Source organism: Arthrobacter sp. NPDC080073 (assembly GCF_040686575.1).
Lineage (GTDB): Bacteria > Actinomycetota > Actinomycetes > Actinomycetales > Micrococcaceae > Arthrobacter.
This window is the reverse complement of sequence record NZ_JBFBKR010000005.1, coordinates 175,038-190,363: the sequence shown is the minus strand read 5'-3', so window position 1 is coordinate 190,363 and position 15,326 is coordinate 175,038. Positions and strand designations below refer to the sequence as shown.

Below are 15,326 nucleotides of genomic sequence, written 5' to 3'. Positions count from 1 at the left end.
CGCCCTCCGTCCCGGTCCAGACCTTACGAAAGGCAAACGGTCCCGTGGATTCATGCCCCGGCAGCGTGGAAGTGATGCAGGATCAAAGGGTGAGCGAACCGACAACCCGGCGCGCGTCCGGCATTTCGGCTGTGGTGGTGGCGCTGGCCCTGGTGGCCTTACTCGCCGTCGTGGTCTGGTGGACGGTCAGTACCGATCCGTCAGCGGAGTGGGCGTCCCCCCTAGGCACACTGGCGGCCTGGACCGTCTTCGTCCCGGCGGCACTGGTGGCGCGCCGGATCCCGGCGCGCGTTTCGGCGGCCCTAGTGCTCCTGGGCTCCCTTCTGCTGGGGGCCGCGGCCATCGCCGCACCGCCGGCCACGAGCAACGATTCCGCACGCTATGCGTGGGACGGCATCGTCCAGAAAGCCGGAATTTCCCCTTATGCCCACGTTCCGGCGGACGAGACGCTGCGGCCGCTGCGGCCGGCCTGGCTGTTCCAGGACGCTGGACCGGACGGAACCTGCCACAGTAATCCCTTCCCCACGGGCACGGAGACCACCACCAACATTCCCGGCGGCAGCACCCTGTGCACGGCCATCAACAGGCCCGCCGTGCCTACTGTCTATCCGGCGGTGGCAGAGCTGTATTTCCTGGCCGTGCGGCTTATCCCCGGTTCCGAGGCGGGGTTCATCGCGTTCCAGCTGGCCGGGCTGTTGCTCAGCCTGGCCGTGACGGTGGCGCTGTTGGCCTTCCTGCGCCGCACCGGAAGGCCAGCACACCACGCCGTGTGGTGGGCTTGGTCTCCGCTGGTGGCCTTTGAAGCCATCAACGGTGCGCACGTGGATGCACTGGGCACCGCGTTGGCCTCGGCGGCAGCGCTGCTGCTGGTGGGCGGGCGCACGCTGGGTTCCGGCGTGGCCTTTGGCGCGGCGGTGGCCACCAAGCTGATTCCAGCCATCAGCGCCCCGGCCCTGCTGTACCGGCGGCCGGTCCGCTTCGTCGCCGCGGCCATTGCCACCTTTGCCGTGGCGTACGTGCCCTATGTCCTCGCCAGCGGTTGGGCCGTACTGGGCTATCTGCCCGAATACCTGCGCTCGGAGGGATACGACGGGCAAGACAGCCCGCGCTTCACCCTGTTGAAGCTGGTGCTCCCGGCCAGTTGGGCAGCGCCGGCCGCACTAGTGCTTCTGCTCGGCCTGGCCCTTTACGTGTGGCGGACCACCGACAGCGCCCGGCCCTGGGACGGGCAGGTCTTGATGGCCGGAGGAATGCTGCTGATCGTCTCGCCGAGCTACCCCTGGTACGCGCTGCTGCTCCTGCCATTCGTGGTGCTGAGCGGTCTTTACGAGTTCACCGCGATCGCTCCCGCGCTGGCCCTGATGTATTTCACTGGCGCCGAACCCTACGGCCAGTCGGCGGCGCGATGGGGACTGGGCGCCGTCGTCGTGATCGTGGTGGCTGCCACGGTGGTGAGGCGACGGCGGCAGCCTGCAAGCGGTAGTAGGTGGTCCATCCGGCGCTGACCCCCGAGTGGTGGTCCCGGGAGGCCGGCTGGCCCGTTATGCTCGGCACATGTCACCGGATCGCTATCTTACTGAGCTGGCCAGCAGCCTGGACCGCCTAAGCGTCCTGGCACGCCAGCCCGAGGACATTCTGGCTCGTCCCGTGCCGGCCTGTCCTGGCTGGACGCTTATGGATCTCTTCGGGCATCTGGGGTCAATCGAACGTTGGGCAACCCAAATAGTCCTTTCTGGGAAGTTCGTCGAGGAACCGGCACCACCGGCCAACGGCGCCGTATCGTGGTTCCTCGAAGGCGCCGACGCTTTTCTCGGGACCATGGCGGCGCTGGATCCCGAAAAACCGTGCTGGAACTTTGGCCCACCCCCGCGCACAGCCGGGTTCTGGCGTCGCCGCCAGGCACATGAACACGCCGTCCACCTCATCGATGCGAGCCAGGCATCAGGGTTGGCTATCCCCGCTTTCGCAGCAGACTTCATGCTCGATGGAATCGACGAAGTCCTGACAATGTTCACCCCGCGCCAACTTCGGCTGGGACGGATGCCCCCACCGCAAGGGGCAGTGGCCTTCCAGGTACCCGGGGCCGCCAGCTGGAAGGTCGGCGAAGGGGCCGCGCAGGCCTCGATTACATCCCCGCTGCAGGGGATGTACCTGGGTCTCTGGGGCCGGTCCAGTCTCTTGGAAACAGCGATCATCGAAGGCGACAAAGACCTCGCGGTCCGCCTCCTGCAAGGCCCCCTCACCCCCTGAATGTGTTCCGCGGCCTCGGCGACGACGCCCGGCCGGCCAGCTTCTCCGCTGCGACGTCGAGCGGCCGGACCAAGTGCAACGACTGCTCGACGAACTGTGGTCCCCGTGAAGTGTTGCCCCTACTTCAGCAGGTGCACGACCGTCGTTTCGGTGTCGGCCGGATCTGGTGTCGGGTCTCCATAGATCTCCCAGGAGTGACCGGCAGATTCCCAATGATTCGCAGCCATCCACTTCTCGATCGCCTTGCATGCCTCGCCCATGCGGTGGTACGGCCCACGGTGGACCGCTATGGCAGCCTGGCCCGCGGGGGTTTGGGTTGCGTAGACCTCGCCCGCCGTTTCAAAGGTGCGGGTGACTTCTACTCCGAAGTCGCACAGAAGGGGAGCATCGGGTTGGTCTGGGTGGTGGTAGACGAAGATGTTGTGGCCGTCGGTCCACAGACCCGGTTGACCGCGAATAAAGTCCCAGACCTTGCCCACCGCAGGCCCCCATGCCGAGCCGACTTCGCCCGGCACGACCTCGCGGCGGACGGCGGCCAGCATGCGCGGGTGGACAGTCTGTAGGTTGACGGGGACCGACATGCCCGGACCGGCCCGGTTCCTCAGCTAGTACTTGTCCGCAGAGTCGACGGATTCCCCCACAGTGACTTCAGGGGCCACATTGGGATCGCCGCCGACCGAGCCGATGAACGCCTGGATCTCCGGATCACCGAAGAATTTCTGGAATGCCTCTGCCGATTCCCATTCGTCGACCACGAGGACAAACCCGTCACCGATCGCGAACTGGTGGTGGATCGCGCCCGCAGCCCGGCCGCGCTCGCCCCACTGGCGGTATTCGTCCGCGCGCTCTTCGAGGGACTTGGTGAAAACGCTCGTGTCACCGGAAACCTTCGTTGCAATGATGACTGACATGATTTGACCTCCTATGGCCTGAACTCAGCTCGTGGCAGCCAGCCGCACGACGATGCGCTTGATCGGTCTGACACGTCAAAGACCATACTCACTCCCCCTCTCAACCGCCCGAGTGGTCGCTACTTGTCATTCGCCGCGATCTGTCCAGGGTTCTCTAGTTACTGAACCCGGATAGGATCTCCGGGTACCCAGCTTCCCGAACAGTCCCGAGAGAACCCCACCGCATGCCGCACCTTGCCCCCGCCCTCCAGCTCCAGACGTTGCCGCAGATGCTCCTGGACGTTGCCGCCGTCGAGCACAATATCGGGATCAAAGAGGCCTGGACACGGGAGCACGGCATGGTGCTGGCCCCGCACATCAAGACCACCATGACGGCCGAGATCGTCCGCCGGCAGCTGCCCGGCTCCTGGGGCGTGACCGTGGCGACCACCGCGCAGGCCGCCCACGCCATCGAGTGGGGTGCCACCCGGATCCTCATCGCGAACGAGGTGCTGTTCCGCGGCCACCTCGGGCAACTGCGTGCCTGGCTGGCGGCTTCGCCGGAAACGGAGATTTACTGCCTGGCCGATTCAGCGGCGGGCGTCCGGGCCATGGCCGAGGTTTTCGAGGACTCGCCGCGGCCCCTGAACGTCTTGATCGACGTCGGAACCCCCGGCGGCCGAACCGGGATCCGCAGCGACGCCGAGGCTGGCCCGCTGGCCGCGGAAATCCGTGCCGCCGGCGGCCTCCTGCTGGCCGGCGTCAGCGCCTACGAGGGCGTGGCACCGAACACCCGGACTGATGAAAACCTGGCCGGGATCGATTCACACTGCCGCCTGGCCCGAGACATTTTCGATCAACTGCGCCCCGCTTTCGAGGTGGAGCTGCCGGTCTTCAGCAACGGCGGCTCTGCATTCCAGGACCGCGCGGCCGCGTTCCTGCCCGGGAGCGCCTCCGTCAATGTGCTCCGTTCAGGCTGCTACGTGGTGCACGACCACGGCACCTACCAGAGCGTCTCCCCGGTCCCCGGACTGACTGCCGCAGCGGTGGTGCGGGCGCTGGTCATCTCCGCCCCCGAAGCCGGGCGGGTGGTCCTGAACGCGGGCAAGCGCGAGTTGGCGTACGACGCCGGCCTGCCGGTGATCGTTTCCCGGTACCGTCACGGGGCCCTCCTGCATGCTGGTGCTGGCGCCACGCTGACCCGCCTCTTCGACCACCACGCCATCGTGGACGACGCCGAGGGCCTGCAGGTCGGCGACATCGTGGACCTGGGCGTCTCCCACCCTTGCTCGCTGTTCGACCGCTGGCGCGAGGTCGTCGCAGTCAGCGATGACGCCGTCGAGACCTGGCGGCCGAGCTTCTAAACTGTACTCCAAAATGGCTCGTGGCACCTCACGTACGATGGTGGGATGGCCAACGATCAAGCCGCGGAGCGTGGGCGGTCATACCGGAAAGCCCCCGAACGACGAGCCCAGATTCTCTTGCGCGCTATCGAACTGTTCGCCGAACAAGGAGTTGGCTCTTCGCTGCGGGCGATCGGGGCTGCGATCGGCGTTTCGCACGCTGCGCTGCGATACTACTTTGCATCGCGCGATGAGCTCCTGGTCGCGGTCTATCAGGAACACGAAGCCAGGGTGCATGAACCGTCCGATGCGGCCGACGTCTCGGCCGTTGCCGTGATGGAAAAGAGCGCCGAACGCAACCGCGCAATTCCTGGTCTGGTTGAGCTGTATGCAACGCTGACGACTGATGCGCTGCAGGAACAAGACCACCCGATCACACGGGAATTCATCCAGGAGCGTTTCCGCCGCGTCCGGGCCGATCTGGCCGAAAGGGTCCGGGCAGCCCAGCGATCCGGATCCATCGCGGCGGACATCGATGCCGCTGATGCTGCAGCGCTGGTTGCCGCCGCCTCCGATGGTTTGCAGCTGCAATGGCTGCTCAGCCCGGACGACGTGGACGTGCACCGCTCGTTGGCAATCCTGGAACGGCTGTTGCCGGCTGCCGGGCCGGAATTGATGCACTAACTGGAGGCCGATGGGCCTCGATGCGGCCACCCTGCGTCCTCCGCGGCCAAGTATTCGCATGCCTGTCCGGGGTTTCCCCGCACGCCCGGGTCCTTATTCTTACAGTGGAAGATATTCTTACAGTGGAAGAATTCGGGCCGATCGATCGACGGACCCGCGCCCGGCCCCTCAGAAAGCAGTGTGATCCTGATGACCGCACCGAAGGCCGTCGAAGACGCCGACCCCGTCCTTCTAGGCTCGGAGGCAGAGCGGAGATCTGCGCTCCGCCTCGTCCTCGAAACTCCCCTCTACCGGGCGGCAACGGTAGCGATGTTCCTGTCGGGCCTCGGGTTCTCTGCGGCGGCACCCCAGATCGCCTCGTTCCTTGTCAATGAGCTCCACGCGTCCCTCCCCGTTGCCGGGCTCTACTACCTGACTAGCCTCACAGCACCCATAGCGGGATACCTGGTTGGCGCGCGCTCTGACCGGACGGGCCGTCGCCTTGGCCTGTTTCGCATGTGCGCCGTCGCCGGTTTCCTGGGCTGGACAGGAATCGCATTCTCCACCCAGCTGTGGATGCCGTTCGTCGTGAGTGCCGTGGTCCTCGGATTTGCGGGCGCCGCCACGTCGCAGGTATTCGCCGCCCTTCACGACGAGATCGCTGCGCGTCCGAAGGCGGGAAATGATGGCGTTGTCGCCATGGTGCGTATGGCGTTGACCGGCGGCTGGGTGATCGGGCCGGCAGCGGGGTCATTTCTGGCCGCTCTGGCCGGCCCCCGCGTCATGCTTTTCGCGACCGCCTTATGCACCCTCGCCCAAATCGTGCCGTTCCTGACGAGGAGGGCATCGGCACCCCGCGCCACCGGCGTCGACGTGCGGGCGAAGAGCCTGCCTGCAGCTACCGCAAAGCCCGGGTTCCGGCAGATGGCCCCCTTGCTGATGTTCACTGCGCTCTATATGTGCGTATACGCCGGCGAATCGATCAAGTACGCCTACCTTCCGATCTACATGATCGATCAGCTCCGGCTGACCCCTGCGCTCAGCGGCGCGATTATCGGCGTCCAGCCACTCGTGGAACTCGCACTAATGCCCCTGGCTGTGTTTGTTGCCAGGAGAACCGGGATGATGCGGCTCATGATCCTGGCAGCAGGATTCGGCGTCGCGGCGAACATCTGCTTTGCCACCAGCGGTACCGCCCTCGGACTTTTCGCCGGCCAGATCCTAATGGGCGGGGTTTGGGGAGTGTTCGCTGCATTGGGCATTGTCGTCGCGCAGCGGCTGCTGCCCACATCGGTAGCCACAGCTTCGGCGATCTTCATGAGCTCGGCCGCCCTGAGCTCGGCACTGGGCGGGCTCGCCGGCGGGCTCGGGGTCGCCACCATCGGGCTCCCCCTCGTGTTCCTCGTGCCGGCGTTGTTTGCCGTCATCGCTGCCGTCGGCCTGGCGTGGATGTCCCGTTTCAGCGCACAGTCCCTAACTACCGGGCGATGAGTTCAATCAGTTGTTTTTCGCCTGTTCTACCTGCTTCCAGGATCGAGAGGGTGACAGATAATGCGTTTGCGGCGTCCACGCCGTCGACAATTGGCTGCGCCCCTTCGCGTACTGCTGCCCGGAAGCGTTCGAGCGTGATGTCGTAGGTATGGCGACGGTCGGTAACTGGAATCTCCCTCGTGCCGGAGTGATCCGTGAGCAGGATCGAGCCTTTCGGCTCGGGAGTCATGACGTCATGTCCAAGGATGCTGCCTTGGTCACCGTTGATCTGGATGAAGGACGGCGTGAAGGGCAGCGTGAATGAGTCTTGGAAGTCGACCAAAATATCGGTGTCGTAACGGATGGACGCACTGGACGCATCATCCACACCCGAAGACCAATCGCTTTGCGACAGGGTTGACGCAACGACCTCGAGCGGGCGAGTGCCTAATAGCGGATTGACGACTGACGCATTGTGACACGACAAATCCATGACGACGCCGGCACCCGGAGACTTTTCAAGCCGCCACCCGCGAAGGCGTTCGGGGAGGAGAGTCGAATGCCTGACGTTAACGCTCAACGGCCGCCCAATGCCGCCTGAATCGACGAGCGCCCGAATGGATTGATGGGTCCCGGCAGCCGGGAGGTGGTGGTTGACGGCCAGGACCACGTTGTGGACGCGGCAGGCTTCCACCATGGCTTGTGCCTCCTCCAGGGTCGTTGCGACGGGCTTCTCACAAAGGACATGCTTGCCGGCGATGGCCGCGGCGATTGTTTGCCGGCAGTGATGCTGGTTTCGGCTGGAGATGTAGACGGCATCGATGGAAGCATCCGCCAGGAGCGCGTCAAGGCTTTCATAATGCATTCCGATGCCGTTGCGTTGCGCGTATGCCTTGGCATGGCCAGTGTCGCCACTGACGACACTGGCCACCACGTCGCCGACACGGCGAATTGCAGGGATCATTCGAGTGGCAGCTATGTCACTGGCACCCACAAGCCCCCAGATGAGTCGTTTGGTCATAATCCTGCCTGCTTATCGTGTCCAAAGGCCCGGATTGCGGGCTCCTTAGTTGGAGGGGAAGTTGTAGGAGGCGCCGGAGGCGTGGGTGGGTTCGGGCCAGCGGGAGGTGATGACCTTGCCGCGGGTGTAGAAGGAGACGCCTTCGGGTCCGTAGATGTGCTTGTCGCCGAAGAGCGAGGCTTTCCAGCCGCCGAAGGAGTGGTAGGCCACCGGGACCGGCAGGGGCACGTTGATCCCGACCATGCCCACGGTGACGGCGCGCTGGAACTTGCGGGCGTTCGCGCCGGAGGAGGTGAAGATGGCGGTGCCGTTGCCGTAGGGGTTGGAGTTGATCAGCCTGATGCCTTCGTCCAGGTCCTCGACCCGGACGACGACGAGGACGGGTCCGAAGATTTCCTCGGTGTAGGCGCTCATTCCGGTCTTGACGTGGTCGATCACGGTGGGGCCGACCCAGAAGCCGTCCTCGTGGCCGGGGACCACGAGGTCGCGGCCGTCCACGACCATGGCCGCTCCGGCGGCTTCGGCTTCGGTGACGATCCGCACGATGCGTTCCTTGGAGGCCGGGGTGATGACCGGGCCCATTTCGGCGTCGGGCTCGGTGCCGTTCTTGACCTTCACGGCCAGGGCGCGTTCCTCGACCTTCTTCACCAGCAGCTCCGCGGCGTCCCCGACGGCGACCGCGACCGAGATGGCCATGCAGCGTTCCCCGGCGGAACCGAACGCGGCCGCGGCCAGGTGGTCGGCGGCGTTGTCCAGGTCGGCGTCGGGCATGATGATCGCGTGGTTCTTCGCCCCGCCCAGGGCCTGGACCCTTTTGCCGTGCTTGGTGGCGGTCTCGTGGACGTACCGCGCGATCGGGGTGGAGCCGACGAAGGAGATCCCGTCCACGTCCGGGTGCGTCAGGAGCCCGTCGACGGTTTCCTTGTCCCCGTGCAGGACCTGGAACACGCCGTCGGGCAGTCCGGCCTGCTTCCACAGCTTCGCCAGCAGCATCGAGGCGGAAGGGTCCCGTTCGGAGGGCTTGAGGATGAACGCGTTGCCCGTGGCGATCGCCATCGGGGCCATCCACAACGGCACCATGACGGGGAAGTTGAACGGGGTGATGCCGGCCACGACGCCGAGCGGCTCGCGGAAGGAGAACACATCGATGCCGGTGGAGACCTGGTCCGAGTAGTCGCCCTTGAGCAGGGTCGGGATCCCGCAGGCGAACTCGATGACCTCCAGGCCGCGGCCGATCTCGCCCTTCGCGTCGGAGATGACCTTGCCGTGCTCGGCGGTGACCAGGGCCGCGAGTTCCTCCACGTGGGAAGCGACGAGCTCACGGAAGGTGAACAGCACCGCGGTGCGCTTGGCCAGGGAAAAATCGCCCCACTTCTCCGCCGCGGCCTTCGCCGCGGCGACGGTGGCGTCCAGGTCGGCCCGGTTCGCGAGCCGCAGCTCCGCGGTCACGGCGCCGGTAGCCGGGTTGTAGACCGGCTGGCTGCGGTCGCCTTCGCCGGCAGTTTCAACACCGTTGATGAAATGATTGATGGTGGTCATGGTGGATCCTTTTCAGAGTCTTCAGGTGGGGAGGGGCCGTACCGGGTTCACGCCGGCAGGCAGCCGTTCATTGGTCCGGTCATTTCGGAGGAAGTTAAGCGTAGATTTCCTGGTAGATACCTTGGATCTGCTCAGCATCCGGAACGAGAGGATTGTTGCCCGGGGAACCGGAAGCGAGCGCCTGTTCGGCCATGAGGGGTATCTTTTCCTCCCAGGCTGCACGGTCGATGCCGAATGCTTCGGGTGTCGGGACCTCGAGGTCGCGGTTGAGGGCGTGCAATTCGGCCACCAGAGACTCGGCGGCATACTGGTCCGAACTGCTTGAACTCACGATCCCAAGCGCTCTGGCACAGTCTGCGTATCTTGGCGCGGCCGCCGAGACCGAGAATTCCGTGACAGAGGGAAACAACATGGCGTTGGCCAAACCGTGGGCCACATGGAAGTGGGCACCAATCGGCCGGCTCATTCCATGCACAAGGGCCACGCTTGAGTTCGAAAAGGCGATCCCTGCCTGTGTGGAAGCCAGCATCATCGCCTCCCTGGCGTTCGCGTTCGATCCGTCCGCATAGACGAGCCGCAGGCTTGGGCCGATAGCCCGCATGGCAGACAAAGCGAAGGCATCCGAAAAGGAGTTGGCTTTCCGGCTAACGTAGGCCTCTATCGCATGGGTCAACGCGTCGATCCCGGTATCTGCGGTCAGCCGCGGCGGCATTGAGAGAGTGAGCTCATAGTCAATAACTGCGGCCACCGGAAGGAACGAAATCCCTGCACAGAGCATCTTCTCGTGGGTCTCAGTGTCACTGATGATCGAGAATTGGGTAGCTTCCGAGCCGCTGCCCGCGGTTGTGGGAATTGCAACGACTCGAACAGAAGGTCCGTTGTTGACCCTGGGTGCCTTGAAGTCACGCATTTGGCCGCCTTGGCGACTGAGCAGACCCAGGGCCTTGGCAGTGTCAATCGCGCTCCCACCACCAAGACCGATGATGATGTCAGCCTGGTGATCCTGCACAGCCGCGACGCCCTCACTTAGGGAAGCAGTCGTAGGGTCGGGGACAACGCCTGAGAAGACCGCGACCTCAAGACCGCTTTGCCGGAGCATGTGCATGATGGAATCAACGCTGGGTGTAGTCAGCATGAACGAATCCGTGACGATGAGCGGCCGGGTTGCGCCCAGTTCCTCCAGCAGGGTACCGACCTGATTTACGGCACCTCTTCCGACCTTCATGATTCGGGGAAGAGCGATGTTTGCGATCATGGAACACCTTTGTTTCCGACCGCCTCGGCAGCTGTGCATCGAAGGCGGTTCCGTGTAAATATCCGTATAAAGTCTCAATGCATTTCGAGTCCGAATCAATGACCAAACATGCCCTCCGATGTGCACAATTGCACGATAAGCTGAGGGGGTGATTTCCGCAGACGATCTACGTTTCTTTCTTGAGGTGGCACGGACCGGGAAGCTGGTAACCGCCGCTCGAGGCCTCGGGGTGGATCACACCACCGTGGGACGGCGCATTTCCCACCTTGAGCGAGCCACGGCTTCCCGGCTTTTCGTGCGGTCGACCGGTGGCTGGACGCTCACAGAGGCCGGTCAGCGGCTAGCTGTTCACGCCGAAGCTGTCGAGTCGTCGCTCCTCGCGGCGGCAGAAGAGCTGGGCTCCGAGCCAGGCCGCTTGTCGGGAACCGTCCGTATCGCCACCCCGGATGGCTTCGGGGCCTTCGTGCTAAGTCCCGGTCTTGGAGGCTTGAGAAGAAAACATCCGGATCTTGCCATCGAGATCGTGACGGCGACCCGTTTGAACCTGCTTGCCACGAAGGAGTTCGATGTTGGCATTTCATTGGCCGAGCCGACCATTCGTGGAGTCTCGGCCACAGCGTTGGCAACCTACCCGCTTGGCCTCTATGCCGCCCCGCAGTACTTGGAAACCAACGCGCCCATTGCAGCCGTGGATGACCTGCAAGACCACTCGGTCATCGGCTACGTGGATTCACTTCTGGACATTCCTGACTTGCGCTTCCTGGACACGGCTCTGCCCGGAATCCGCCCCGCGATACAGACAAACAACATCACGGGGCAGTGGATGGCAACGGTTGCGGGCCTTGGAGTGGCAGTTCTTCCGTTGTTCATTGGCGAACCCGATCCACGCCTCGTGCGGATTCTTGCCGACACGGTTCACCTCCGCAGGAAGTACTGGCTCGCGGTTCCGCGCGAACTTCAGCGCCTGGCGCGAACGAAAGCCGTCCAGAACGCACTCTTCGACCTCGCAGCCTCCCACCCCTACCTCGGTGCCGCGTCCTGAGTCGCCCCTAGTCGCCCCAGATTTCATATCCTTCTGATCTGCGGGCTTCCTCCTTCAACTGCCTCAGGGCGTTTCTTCCCCGCCTTTTGGTGCGGGTTCCCGAAGCACAAGCAGACTTCCCGCGAAGGCAGGAACATCGAAATAGAAACTGTGCAGGTCGTCCACTGAATTGAGAGTCTCCCCCGTGAAAGCATCCGTTACGTCGGCGCCGGGGGTCAGAAGCGTCGAGTTGACCGTTCCGGAAATGTCTTCGCCGGTGAAGTTCAGGACAGTGACCGCGACGGCATCCGAGGGAAGCCGCTGGACCATGACGAGCATCCCTGGGTGCGAAACGTCAGGGACGTCGATGAGTTCGCCTTTTGCAAGCTGGAGTTCTTCGCGTTTAGCGAGGATGGCGGACAACTTTCGAGCAAAAGACGTCTCGTCCTTCAGCTGTTCCGGAAGCGTTCCATACAAACTCGTCCCCTTGGGCAGGCCGGAGGACGACTCGGCAGCCCCGGGGTTGACCCCCATCAGGTCGTGCGCACCGCGGTTGATCCATCTGGTGTCGCCCGTAGAGACTAGTTGAGCCACTTTGTCGACGCCCACGGAAACAACGCCGCAGAGATCCCAGCCTGAGAGAGCAAAAACCCCGGGCTGGAGCGCGTTGTACATCGATAAGAGCAGGTGCACGTCGCGGACCTGATCCACCTGCTCGGCAGTCATGGTTTCGAGATCCCGTATGCCCAGTGCGGCCGTGATGACGCTCGCGGTGGTGCAGGCGATGCCGTTCGTGGTGAACAGCAGGTTGTACGGCGCGGCTTCTCCCGTGAGGCCGTCCCGGAGATCATTCTGGATCCGTTCAGCGACGCCGGCGCCGGTCAGGTTCTGGCCGAAGAGGTTGAAGGTCTCATCCTTGTGCCGGGTGGTGAAATGGACGAGTTCGTAGGTCAGTTCGTCGTGGTTCTGCAACCCGTGGACCAGGGAGGCCTGATCGACGCCGGCCTCCATCGCCAGCCGCAGGGTTAGGCGAAGGAACTCTGTATTTCCAGTAACGAGGGCGTGGTGATAGGCCGGCCTGGTCACGAAGTCGTAAGAGAGATCGGGTCCGTTTACGGAGGTTTCCTTTATGTCGTCGATGGTGAGGTTGAGCTCCTGGAAAGTGAAACCCCCGACCTTTCGCACCATGCTCGCGATGAGCTGGTTCGCGGCCTGGGACAGCGGATGCCCCTCTGACCAGCCGGGAAGTTCCTCCGCGCTCTTCTCGACGCCCAGGAATCCGTTGGCATCCAGCCTTAAGGCGCCGGTTCCAAGGTCCACCAGTGAGTGGAGCGCGTCGCCGATCACAAGCCGCATGCCTGCAAAAGTCGGATCCAACCAGTTGATGGAGGGCTGTCCGGCTTTGAAATAGTGCAAGTACACCCAGCGGCGCATCGTGCCGTCCGTTCCGTATACCGCCCGCGTGGCGCTCCAGTTCGTCTCTTTGATGTCGGGTTCATAAAAGATCACGCGCTGCAGTTGGCCGATGATATAGCCGGCTTCCTGGAGTGCTCTTTCGGCCTCGATGCTGATGTTGACAGAGTCTTTGCCCTCGGGGACATCTGGGAGCAGATGCCAGTCAGACTCCGGGATATGGATCATGTGGTAGATCCCGGGATAGTCTTTGTAGTTCATTTCCGCCAGGCGAAAGTCCGGGCCCTTGCCCGTATGCCCGGGAACGATATCGTCAACGATCGTTGCTCCGTGATCGGTGGCGGCCTGACACATTGCCCGGAATTCTTCTTCGGTTCCGAACGACGGATCGATGGCCATGCTGATTCTGTCGAAGTGTCCGTCCACGCTGGCCGTGTAGTCCCAGCCGGTGATCCCCCCGGCGCGCTTCACCGGACCCGTGTGCAGAGCCTGTATGCCGATTTCCTGGAACGCATCCCAAAGACCGGGTTGTGCCAATGCACCTAAGAACGACTGCCCTGGAGCCGTGATGAAGGACAAGGGATACGCGGTGAACCAGACCGACGCCCTGTCCAGGGCCGAGCGGGGACTTGGATGTGCAAAGGGTTTTTGCCACATGCTTGCCTGACCTGACAGCTGCCTTGACATGGCGTCTGCGTCGCCGAGCATGGATTGGTTTCTCAGCCACTCAACATAGACGGCGTTCCGCGCATCCGGGTCGAACGGCGGTCGACCTTCATCGAGTGTTTGGCGACGGCGCGCCTTGGGACGAAGCTGACGGGGGCGAGCGGGATAGAACTGCTCATCGTAGGTAATCTCAGACAAGGCTGCCGTCACGGCCTGGTCGTCGCTCGGTTCTTCCGCTGATTCACGGTTCATGGATTCCGGAGTGTTCATTTGCAGGTGTCCTCATCCCTTCCAGACTTTGCTGTGGCCGTTAGCCTAGGCGAAAGTGTCCGCACAAGACCATCGCTTCGACGAACAGAGCGGTGGAGCGCGTGCGGTTCGCGCTCCACCGCCTTACCACTAGGAAGCCCAGGCCGGCCGCTCTCCCGCCAGGCGCGCGGCCCTGATGTCACCGGAGCGTGCATGGCCTTCGAAGTTCTCTGCCCGGGCCGCCCGGCCGAGTAGTTCGCCAAGTTCGGCGCTGGCTGCGGCCGAAGTTATCTCCTGGTAGGTCACGGTCTTGATGTATTTCCCGACCCACAGTCCACCGGTGTACCGGGCCGCCTGGCGCGTTGGAAGGACGTGGTTGGTGCCGATGACCTTGTCACCGAAGGAAACGCAGGTGTTTTCGCCCAGGAACAACGCTCCATAGTTGGTCATGCTGTCCAGTGCTTCGCGGGGGTTGGCCGTCAGGATCTGCACATGCTCGCTGGCGAACTCGTCGGCGACGGCGTAGGCCTCTTTGACGTCGTCGACAAGAATCACCTGGCCGTGGTCGCGCCAAGCCACTTCTGCGACTGCGCGGGTCGACAACCCAAGCAGTTGACGGTCGACTTCTTCAAGCACCTGCCGTCCGACCTCTTGCGATGTCGTGACAAGAATCGCCGGAGAGTCGGGCCCGTGTTCGGCCTGGCTGAGCAAGTCAACAGCGATCAAGAAGGGATCGGCCGTCTCGTCGGCGACGATCAGAACCTCGGTGGGGCCTGCGAATAGATCGATGCCAACTTCACCGAACAGTTGCCGCTTGGCCTCCGCGACGTAGGCGTTGCCCGGGCCGGCAAGAAAATCCACGGGCGCGATTGTCTCGGTGCCGACGGCCAGGGCCGCGACAGCCTGGACCCCGCCGAGCAAGTAGATTTCGTCTGCTCCTGCGAAGTGCATGGCTGCGATCGAGGCGTCGGGGACTACTCCCCCAGCCGCTGGAGTGGCGGCGGCAACCCTGCGGACGCCGGCAACCTTTGCGGTCACAATAGTCATGTGGGCTGAGGCCAGAAGCGGGTAGCGACCACCAGGAACGTAGGCACCTACGGCATCGATCGGAATGTTCTTCTGGCCGAGGATGATGCCCGGTTCGACTTCGGCTTCGAACTCTGTCAGTGACTGGAGCTGGAGCCGGGCAAACCTTTCGACGTTGCGCTGGACAGTCTTGATGTCTTCAACCGTCTGCTCCGGGAGCCGGGCTATGGCGGCATCAATCTCATCCCGGGAAAGCAGGAACGATGTGGGAGACCACTGGTCAAACTTCTCGGAGTAGGACCGAACGGCTTCGTCGCCGCGTTCGCGAACGTCCGAGATGACGGTTTCGACCGTTTCCCTCACGCCTGGAGACGAGGTGGGATCCGAGATGGTGACGTCAGCATTTTTGAGGGAAGTGCGCAATGGTTTTCTCTTTCGTTGCTGGAGCCAGAGCGCAGGTAGTGCGTGTGCTCCTCGTTACTTGGAAACCACTCAACCATAGCATTATGCCTTGGCTGAG

Annotated in this window: 13 protein-coding genes; 6 read left to right on the top strand and 7 right to left on the bottom strand. The window is 63.5% G+C overall.

Features of this window, described 5'->3' with window-relative positions:
- Nucleotides 1-89 precede the first annotated feature (89 nt).
- Together AB0O52_RS08570 and AB0O52_RS08565 are read left to right on the top strand one after the other, a co-directional pair.
- On the top strand, nt 90-1,505 hold the full coding sequence (locus AB0O52_RS08570) for a glycosyltransferase 87 family protein (RefSeq protein ID WP_364536137.1): 1,416 nt from the start codon (nt 90-92) through the stop codon (nt 1,503-1,505).
- 49 nt (nt 1,506-1,554) lie between these two features.
- Nucleotides 1,555-2,250, top strand: a complete 696-nt coding sequence (locus tag AB0O52_RS08565; protein ID WP_364536134.1) for a maleylpyruvate isomerase family mycothiol-dependent enzyme — start codon at nt 1,555-1,557, stop codon at nt 2,248-2,250.
- Between the two features lie 119 nt (nt 2,251-2,369).
- On the opposite strand, the gene AB0O52_RS08560 is transcribed toward AB0O52_RS08565, so the two are convergent.
- Together AB0O52_RS08560 and AB0O52_RS08555 are read right to left on the bottom strand one after the other, a co-directional pair.
- The gene (locus AB0O52_RS08560; RefSeq protein ID WP_364536132.1) at nt 2,370-2,831 is read right to left on the bottom strand and encodes a GyrI-like domain-containing protein; all 462 of its coding nucleotides are present in this window, start codon (nt 2,829-2,831) and stop codon (nt 2,370-2,372) included.
- 24 nt (nt 2,832-2,855) lie between these two features.
- Nucleotides 2,856-3,161, bottom strand: coding sequence for a hypothetical protein (locus tag AB0O52_RS08555; protein WP_364536129.1), 306 nt, complete (start codon nt 3,159-3,161; stop codon nt 2,856-2,858).
- A gap of 224 nt (nt 3,162-3,385) precedes the next feature.
- Here AB0O52_RS08555 and AB0O52_RS08550 point away from each other — a divergent pair, with 224 nt between their 5' ends.
- The 3 genes from AB0O52_RS08550 to AB0O52_RS08540 all read left to right on the top strand — a co-directional run bounded on the left by AB0O52_RS08550 (nt 3,386) and on the right by AB0O52_RS08540 (nt 6,637).
- Nucleotides 3,386-4,504: an alanine racemase gene (locus tag AB0O52_RS08550; protein WP_364536126.1), complete on the top strand. Its 1,119-nt coding sequence runs from the start codon at nt 3,386-3,388 to the stop codon at nt 4,502-4,504.
- A gap of 45 nt (nt 4,505-4,549) precedes the next feature.
- Nucleotides 4,550-5,167 carry a helix-turn-helix domain-containing protein gene (locus tag AB0O52_RS08545; RefSeq protein WP_364536123.1) on the top strand — a complete coding sequence of 206 codons (618 nt, stop codon included), beginning with the start codon at nt 4,550-4,552 and terminating at the stop codon, nt 5,165-5,167.
- A gap of 189 nt (nt 5,168-5,356) precedes the next feature.
- Complete coding sequence (locus AB0O52_RS08540) at nt 5,357-6,637, top strand: MFS transporter (protein ID WP_364536120.1); 1,281 nt, start codon at nt 5,357-5,359, stop codon at nt 6,635-6,637.
- Here the strand turns inward: AB0O52_RS08540 and AB0O52_RS08535 are convergent.
- The 3 genes from AB0O52_RS08535 to AB0O52_RS08525 form a co-directional block, all read right to left on the bottom strand.
- The gene (locus AB0O52_RS08535; protein WP_364536117.1) at nt 6,624-7,637 is read right to left on the bottom strand and encodes a Gfo/Idh/MocA family oxidoreductase; all 1,014 of its coding nucleotides are present in this window, start codon (nt 7,635-7,637) and stop codon (nt 6,624-6,626) included. The genes AB0O52_RS08540 and AB0O52_RS08535 overlap by 14 nt on opposite strands.
- A 45-nt stretch (nt 7,638-7,682) precedes the next feature.
- A complete protein-coding gene (locus AB0O52_RS08530) occupies nt 7,683-9,176 on the bottom strand; it encodes a CoA-acylating methylmalonate-semialdehyde dehydrogenase (protein WP_364536114.1) in 1,494 nt (497 codons plus the stop codon).
- A gap of 94 nt (nt 9,177-9,270) precedes the next feature.
- On the bottom strand, nt 9,271-10,431 hold the full coding sequence (locus AB0O52_RS08525) for an iron-containing alcohol dehydrogenase (RefSeq protein ID WP_364536111.1): 1,161 nt from the start codon (nt 10,429-10,431) through the stop codon (nt 9,271-9,273).
- Between the two features lie 148 nt (nt 10,432-10,579).
- On the opposite strand from AB0O52_RS08525, the gene AB0O52_RS08520 reads away from it, so the two are divergent.
- Complete coding sequence (locus AB0O52_RS08520) at nt 10,580-11,473, top strand: LysR family transcriptional regulator (protein WP_364536108.1); 894 nt, start codon at nt 10,580-10,582, stop codon at nt 11,471-11,473.
- Between the two features lie 63 nt (nt 11,474-11,536).
- Here AB0O52_RS08520 and treS read toward each other — a convergent pair whose 3' ends face one another.
- Together treS and hisD are read right to left on the bottom strand one after the other, a co-directional pair.
- A complete protein-coding gene (gene treS, locus AB0O52_RS08515; RefSeq protein WP_364536361.1) occupies nt 11,537-13,783 on the bottom strand; it encodes a maltose alpha-D-glucosyltransferase in 2,247 nt (748 codons plus the stop codon).
- A gap of 147 nt (nt 13,784-13,930) precedes the next feature.
- On the bottom strand, nt 13,931-15,229 hold the full coding sequence (gene hisD, locus AB0O52_RS08510) for a histidinol dehydrogenase (protein WP_364536105.1): 1,299 nt from the start codon (nt 15,227-15,229) through the stop codon (nt 13,931-13,933).
- Between the last annotated feature and the right edge of the window lie 97 nt (nt 15,230-15,326).